This window comes from Bartonella sp. AA86SXKL, from assembly GCF_042196885.1.
Map to the genome: position 1 here is coordinate 1 of NZ_JBHIRE010000046.1, position 5,056 is coordinate 5,056.

Annotated in this window: 7 protein-coding genes; all 7 read left to right on the plus strand. The window is 42.9% G+C overall.

Going from position 1 to position 5,056, the window contains the following annotated elements:
• The first annotated feature begins 92 nt into the window (after positions 1-92).
• Positions 93-599, plus strand: a complete 507-nt coding sequence (locus tag ACFIO5_RS09205; protein ID WP_375637134.1) for a phage major tail tube protein — start codon at positions 93-95, stop codon at positions 597-599.
• 2 nt (positions 600-601) lie between these two features.
• A complete protein-coding gene (locus ACFIO5_RS09210) occupies positions 602-889 on the plus strand; it encodes a phage tail assembly protein (protein ID WP_375612344.1) in 288 nt (95 codons plus the stop codon).
• A gap of 41 nt (positions 890-930) precedes the next feature.
• Positions 931-999, plus strand: a complete 69-nt coding sequence (locus tag ACFIO5_RS09215; protein WP_273755857.1) for a GpE family phage tail protein — start codon at positions 931-933, stop codon at positions 997-999.
• The gene (locus tag ACFIO5_RS09220) at positions 996-3,173 is read left to right on the plus strand and encodes a phage tail tape measure protein (protein WP_375705268.1); all 2,178 of its coding nucleotides are present in this window, start codon (positions 996-998) and stop codon (positions 3,171-3,173) included. The genes ACFIO5_RS09215 and ACFIO5_RS09220 overlap by 4 nt, the downstream gene beginning before the upstream one ends.
• Positions 3,174-3,178: 5 nt before the next feature.
• A complete protein-coding gene (locus ACFIO5_RS09225) occupies positions 3,179-3,559 on the plus strand; it encodes a phage tail protein (RefSeq protein ID WP_375632856.1) in 381 nt (126 codons plus the stop codon).
• On the plus strand, positions 3,556-3,780 hold the full coding sequence (locus ACFIO5_RS09230; protein WP_375630020.1) for a tail protein X: 225 nt from the start codon (positions 3,556-3,558) through the stop codon (positions 3,778-3,780). Before ACFIO5_RS09225 ends, ACFIO5_RS09230 begins: the two co-directional genes overlap by 4 nt.
• The coding region (locus ACFIO5_RS09235; protein WP_375705269.1) for a contractile injection system protein, VgrG/Pvc8 family at positions 3,777-5,056 on the plus strand (1,280 nt) is incomplete at its 3' end. The genes ACFIO5_RS09230 and ACFIO5_RS09235, both read left to right, overlap by 4 nt.

Here is a 5,056-nt window from a genome sequence, read left to right on the forward strand (position 1 = left end):
TATTTCAATGTCGAATTCACCCCCACAACACCCGCAGAACATATCACGTTCCGTTCACGCATTGTGAATGATTATTTAGAGGAGATTTTTTAATGGCTATCCCCGTTTTACCAAGAGTTTTGAAATATTTTAACATTTTTGTCGACGGTATACCCTATCAAGCAAAATGTGAAAGCGTAACATTACCGAATTTGAACTTGGTTGTTGAAAGTTATCGCGGCGGTGGCATGGATAGCTCCATTGAAGTTGACCTTGGTCTTGAAACCCTCACGCTTAGCATGACCATTTCTGATTGCTCTCCAGAGTTAATGGCACTCTTAGGGCGCACTGATGTCGACATTTCATTACGAAGTTCAATGCAAGCGCAAGGCACACCAGCAGAAGGTGTTGTCATTACCATGAGAGGACTATGCAAAGGCTTTGAAATGGCAGAATGGCAACCGGGCAGCAAAGCAACTTCTACGGCTACATTCACATTGCAATATTTCAAATATGTCCAGAAGGACGTTGAAATTGTTGAGATAGACGTCCTCAACTTGGTGAGAAAATTCAATGGCGTCAATCAACTCGCAGACCATAGAGACAACATAGGATTATAAAAATGACAGTCCAAACAAGCATTACACATAAATTATTGATACCTGTTACTTTTGAAGGAAAAGAGCACACCGAAATTACTTTACAGCGCCCCAAAACAAAAGATGTGCAAGCAATCGACAAAAAAGAAGGCATAGAGCAAACAATCGCTATGATCGCACGTCTTTCTGGATGGGCACATGAAGCGGTTGGAGAACTCGATATTAATGACTTGTCGAGCATTGGAGAGATTTTGGAGTCTTTTATCAAGCGGCGGGATACCTCGACTGGGAAACCGCCGCTAAACTCATAGCCGATATTACCATTGTGTTCCATTGGTCCCTTTCAAAGATGATGGAAATGGAACCGCAAGAACTCATATTCTGGCGAAAACAAGCAGCAGAAAGGTATAAGATAAAATGAGTGAAAAAGTTGCTGATGCAAAGGTGAGATTGTCTCTTGAAGACAAACTCACCACACCTCTCAAACATCTTCAAAAAAAATTCGATACATTGTCAAAAACACTCTCACATAGTTTGGGTATTCCGCGCTTTTCTGCTGCTGTCAAAAACATGACAAAAAGCCTTCATGGTGTTCAAAGTGCTCTTGGAGTGGCGGCAAGCCGTGCTTCAGTCTTTACTGGTGTCTTGGGGCTTGCTGGTGGTGGTCTTGTGGCAAGTGTAGCCGCCCTCACCATGAAAACCATGCATCTGGGCGATAGTCTTTATCACGCATCACACCATTTAAATATGAGTGTTGCATCACTTCAATTATGGGGTGATGCAGCCGATAATTCAGGCACTTCTGCCGAACTTTTTCAACAATCCTTAGCGGTTTTAAATAGGCGTTCAGCACAAGCATATGCCGGACAAAAAAGAGGCATGATGGGCTTTGAAGCGCTTGGCATTTCTGTCAAAAACACTTCTGGAAAACTCAAATCCACTTCTGTCTTGTTAGAAGAAATTACCGACAAGATGAGTAAGATGAAAAGCCAAGCACAAAGGCAGCATATTGCCGCTCTGCTGTTTGGGGGCGATGGTAAAGAAATGGCGACCATGCTTGCACAAGGCATGGCACCCATTAAAGAACTGTTTGCAAAGGCGCGGAAAGGAAAATGGCTGATAGGTGCCGATGTGGCACGCTATGCAGCAGATTTGAGTGACAAGCTTGGTGCCTTTAAGAAAAAAATAGGCGGTATCGCGAGCTTTATTGGCGCGCGTTTCATGCCCGTGATCAATGACATGATTGACGGTTTTTCTCGCCTGATTGATGAAAACCGCGACCTCATTCAAACAACCGTTGCGAGCTGGGCGAAAACCTTAAGAAAAGTCTTTAATGATTTGCTTAATCCTACCTCTGATTTAAGAAAAGGTATCAGTGATCTCACAGAGAGGATTAAAGTATGGTTCCAATGGCTAGAACCTCTAATTGGTGAAATAACCCTCTTTAAGGTAGGACTTGTAGCACTTGGTTCCTTCATTTTTGGTCCACTCATTGCCGCATTAGCCGCAGCGGGAGCAGCGTTTGTCACGCTTGGCTATGCAATCATGACCACACCTATCGGCTGGATACTTGGTGGTATTGCAGCAGTTATTGCACTGTGTAAATACTGGGATGAAATAGATTTCCGGTTGGTTGCATCATTAGCTGTAATTGGTGCAGCGTTTGTTAAGCTTGGTATCATCATGATGTCCTCTCCTATCACTTGGGTAATTGGTGGCATTGTTGCGCTTATTGCTGTTCTATATGTGCTTTACAAATATTGGGACAAAATAAAAAGCTTGTTGGTAGCATCATTAGCTGTAATTGGTACAGCATTCGCCGCGCTTCGCATCGTCATGATGTCTACTCCCATAGGCTGGATAATAGGCGGCATTACAGTGCTTATTGCTACTGGATATCTACTCTACAAAAACTGGAATACCGTAATAAGCTTCTTAGGAAAGCTATGGAATTCTTTTTACAGCTTATGTAGTAACATTTTCAATAACCTCTTTACGCTCTTTAAAAACTTTTCACCACTCTATTGGATAGCAAAAGGAATCAATGAACTCATTAAATGGTTGCTTGGCGTTGATTTAATGGAAGCAGGATCCAATCTGATTAACGGGCTTTGGGACGGCATCAAAAGCCAATGGAATGCTCTATCTGATTGGTTCAGCAACCAGATTAATCAATTAACCAGCTGGATGCCTAATTGGATGAAAGAAAAGCTAGGCTTTAATGTTTCAATCAACAAAACTTCAACCCAGACCATTAAAACCTTTACCGATGAAACCAATGCACGTGCAAAAAAAATGCTGGATACAGCAGTGGTTACAAATACCCCACCTGAAAAACGCAAGAGTGGTTTTAATACAAGTGTCGTTGAAACAGGACAAATGCAGGCTACAAATGCAAAAGTGGGTGCCTTTAAAGCTCCAAAGCCAATTACGGTTCATAAGCCCGTTGAAGTAGACGCCCGTGTGATGATTTCAAATTTAAATATTTCTGTCCCCAATGGTCTCAAGGACGAAATCAGAGACGCTGTCAATCAAGCCCTTGAACGCTATGCCAAACAGCAACGCTTGGCTATAGCCTCTAGCCTTTCGGATTAAACATCATGATGTTAGCTTTGGGTGGTTTTATTTTTTCGATTGAAACAGCAGCTTACCAAACACTTGATATGTCTTATGGGGTTCCATGGGTAGAGCAAGGACGATTGGGGCGCAAAGCAGCTCTTCAATTGCCTGCCGTTGCAAATGCGGAATTTTCTTTAACTGGTGTGATTTATCCAGATTTCAAAGGTGGTCATAGACAGCTCGAATATTTACGGCAAATGGCACATAAAGGACCTCACATTCTTGTGACTGGTCAAGGCAAAATCTTAGGTAAGTTTGTCATTCTTTCTGTAGAGGAAAAGCAAAGTGTTTTTCATCATAACGGCACCCCAAAAAAACAAGAATTTACAATAAAATTGAGAGAATATGGTGAAGAGCTATGAGTGATCTTTACATGACCAAAGATGGTGATATGGTTGATGCCATTTGCTGGAGATACTATGCAAAGGGTCAACAAGCCCTTGCTGTTGAACGCGTTTATGCAGCAAACTTTGGTCTTGCAGACTATGGACCCATTTTAAAAGCAGGTATCACGATACTCTTACCAACCCTCCCCTATCCGAAAGCCACACCAGTGATCAGAATTTGGGGTAGCAAATCATGAAACCTTTTTGCATGGTTCTGGCAAATGGAGAAGACATCACAAAAACTCTTATGGATTATGTTTTGTCGATTGAAATTACCGATGAAGCAGAAAACAAAAGTGATCGTATCACTATAGAGCTTGATGACCGTGCGCGTGACAGTGATAACGGCTTTCTTGATATTCCTCTTATCGGGACAGTTATTTCCATAACACTTGGCTATGAAGGCGGGAAAAATCGCGATATGGGATCCTATCTGATAAACGAAATTTCTGTAAGCAGCCCACCGCAAAGCTTAAGTGTTACAGGACGCGCCGCATCAATGAACACGTCTTACAGAACCCCCAAAAGCCAATCCTATCACCAACAAACCCTTGGCAGTATTGTTCAAGAGATAGCAGAGCGCAATGGCTATACACCAAAAGTTGATCCTTCTCTTGCAAAAATCGTTGTGCGTCACATTGACCAAACAGCTGAAAGCGATATGGCTTTTGCTACGCGCCTTGCAGAAGACTATGATGCGGTAGCAAAACCCGTTGATGGCAAACTTGTGCTCGCCAAACGGGGTGAAGGCAAAGCCATTACCGGTGAAACACTCCCTATTGTTGTTATTCATGAGAAACATTGTACCTTTTGGGATTTTAAATACAGCGCACGAGATGAAGCAGGTGCAGCCAATGGCTTAGAAACAGATGTGGGGGACGACCAAAAAGCCGCGGCTGATGCACGAGAACCAGAAGAGATTGATGATGATGAAAACTTTATCCATATGGATGACAATGACGCCCCCAATTTGCCTAAAGCAGAGACGGAAGCCAAAACACCTGAAAATCAAGAGCAAGAAGAAGAGAAAAAAGGCGGTGTTATTGCAAACTATCACGATATTCGCACTGGTGAAAAAAAAGAAGTCAAGGTTGGTAAAGAGCCTTTTCATGAACTCAAATACACCTACCACAATCAATCAGAAGCTGTTGCGGCCATTGCTGCTTATCGCAATAAATCATCACGCGGTAAGTCTTCTTTCTCATGTGATATCGGTGGTGATCCCTTTGTACAAGCGGAAGCAAAGCTTGTTCAAGAGCCCCCTTTCCGCCCCTATATTCCAGCAGAATGGCGTATCAAAAGTGTTAAGCACAAACTTGATAAAACGGGTGGTTACACCACAAAAATAGAGTGCGAACTTTTTGATAAAGCGCAAGAAGATGCGGCTGGAAACGTTGCAAACACCACACCAGACAAGGACGATACCCTTGATCCAAACGCTCCACCAAACGCATGCGACGAAGGTGAAGGCGT

What these genes read in the sequence shown, in the direction of transcription:
- ACFIO5_RS09225 (WP_375632856.1), top strand. Translation starts at nt 3,179, where the DNA reads ATGATGTTAGCTTTGGGTGGTTTTATTTTTTCGATTGAAACAGCAGCT.
- ACFIO5_RS09220 (WP_375705268.1), top strand. Translation starts at nt 996, where the DNA reads ATGAGTGAAAAAGTTGCTGATGCAAAGGTGAGATTGTCTCTTGAAGAC.
- ACFIO5_RS09205 (WP_375637134.1), top strand. Translation starts at nt 93, where the DNA reads ATGGCTATCCCCGTTTTACCAAGAGTTTTGAAATATTTTAACATTTTT.
- ACFIO5_RS09230 (WP_375630020.1), top strand. Translation starts at nt 3,556, where the DNA reads ATGAGTGATCTTTACATGACCAAAGATGGTGATATGGTTGATGCCATT.
- ACFIO5_RS09210 (WP_375612344.1), top strand. Translation starts at nt 602, where the DNA reads ATGACAGTCCAAACAAGCATTACACATAAATTATTGATACCTGTTACT.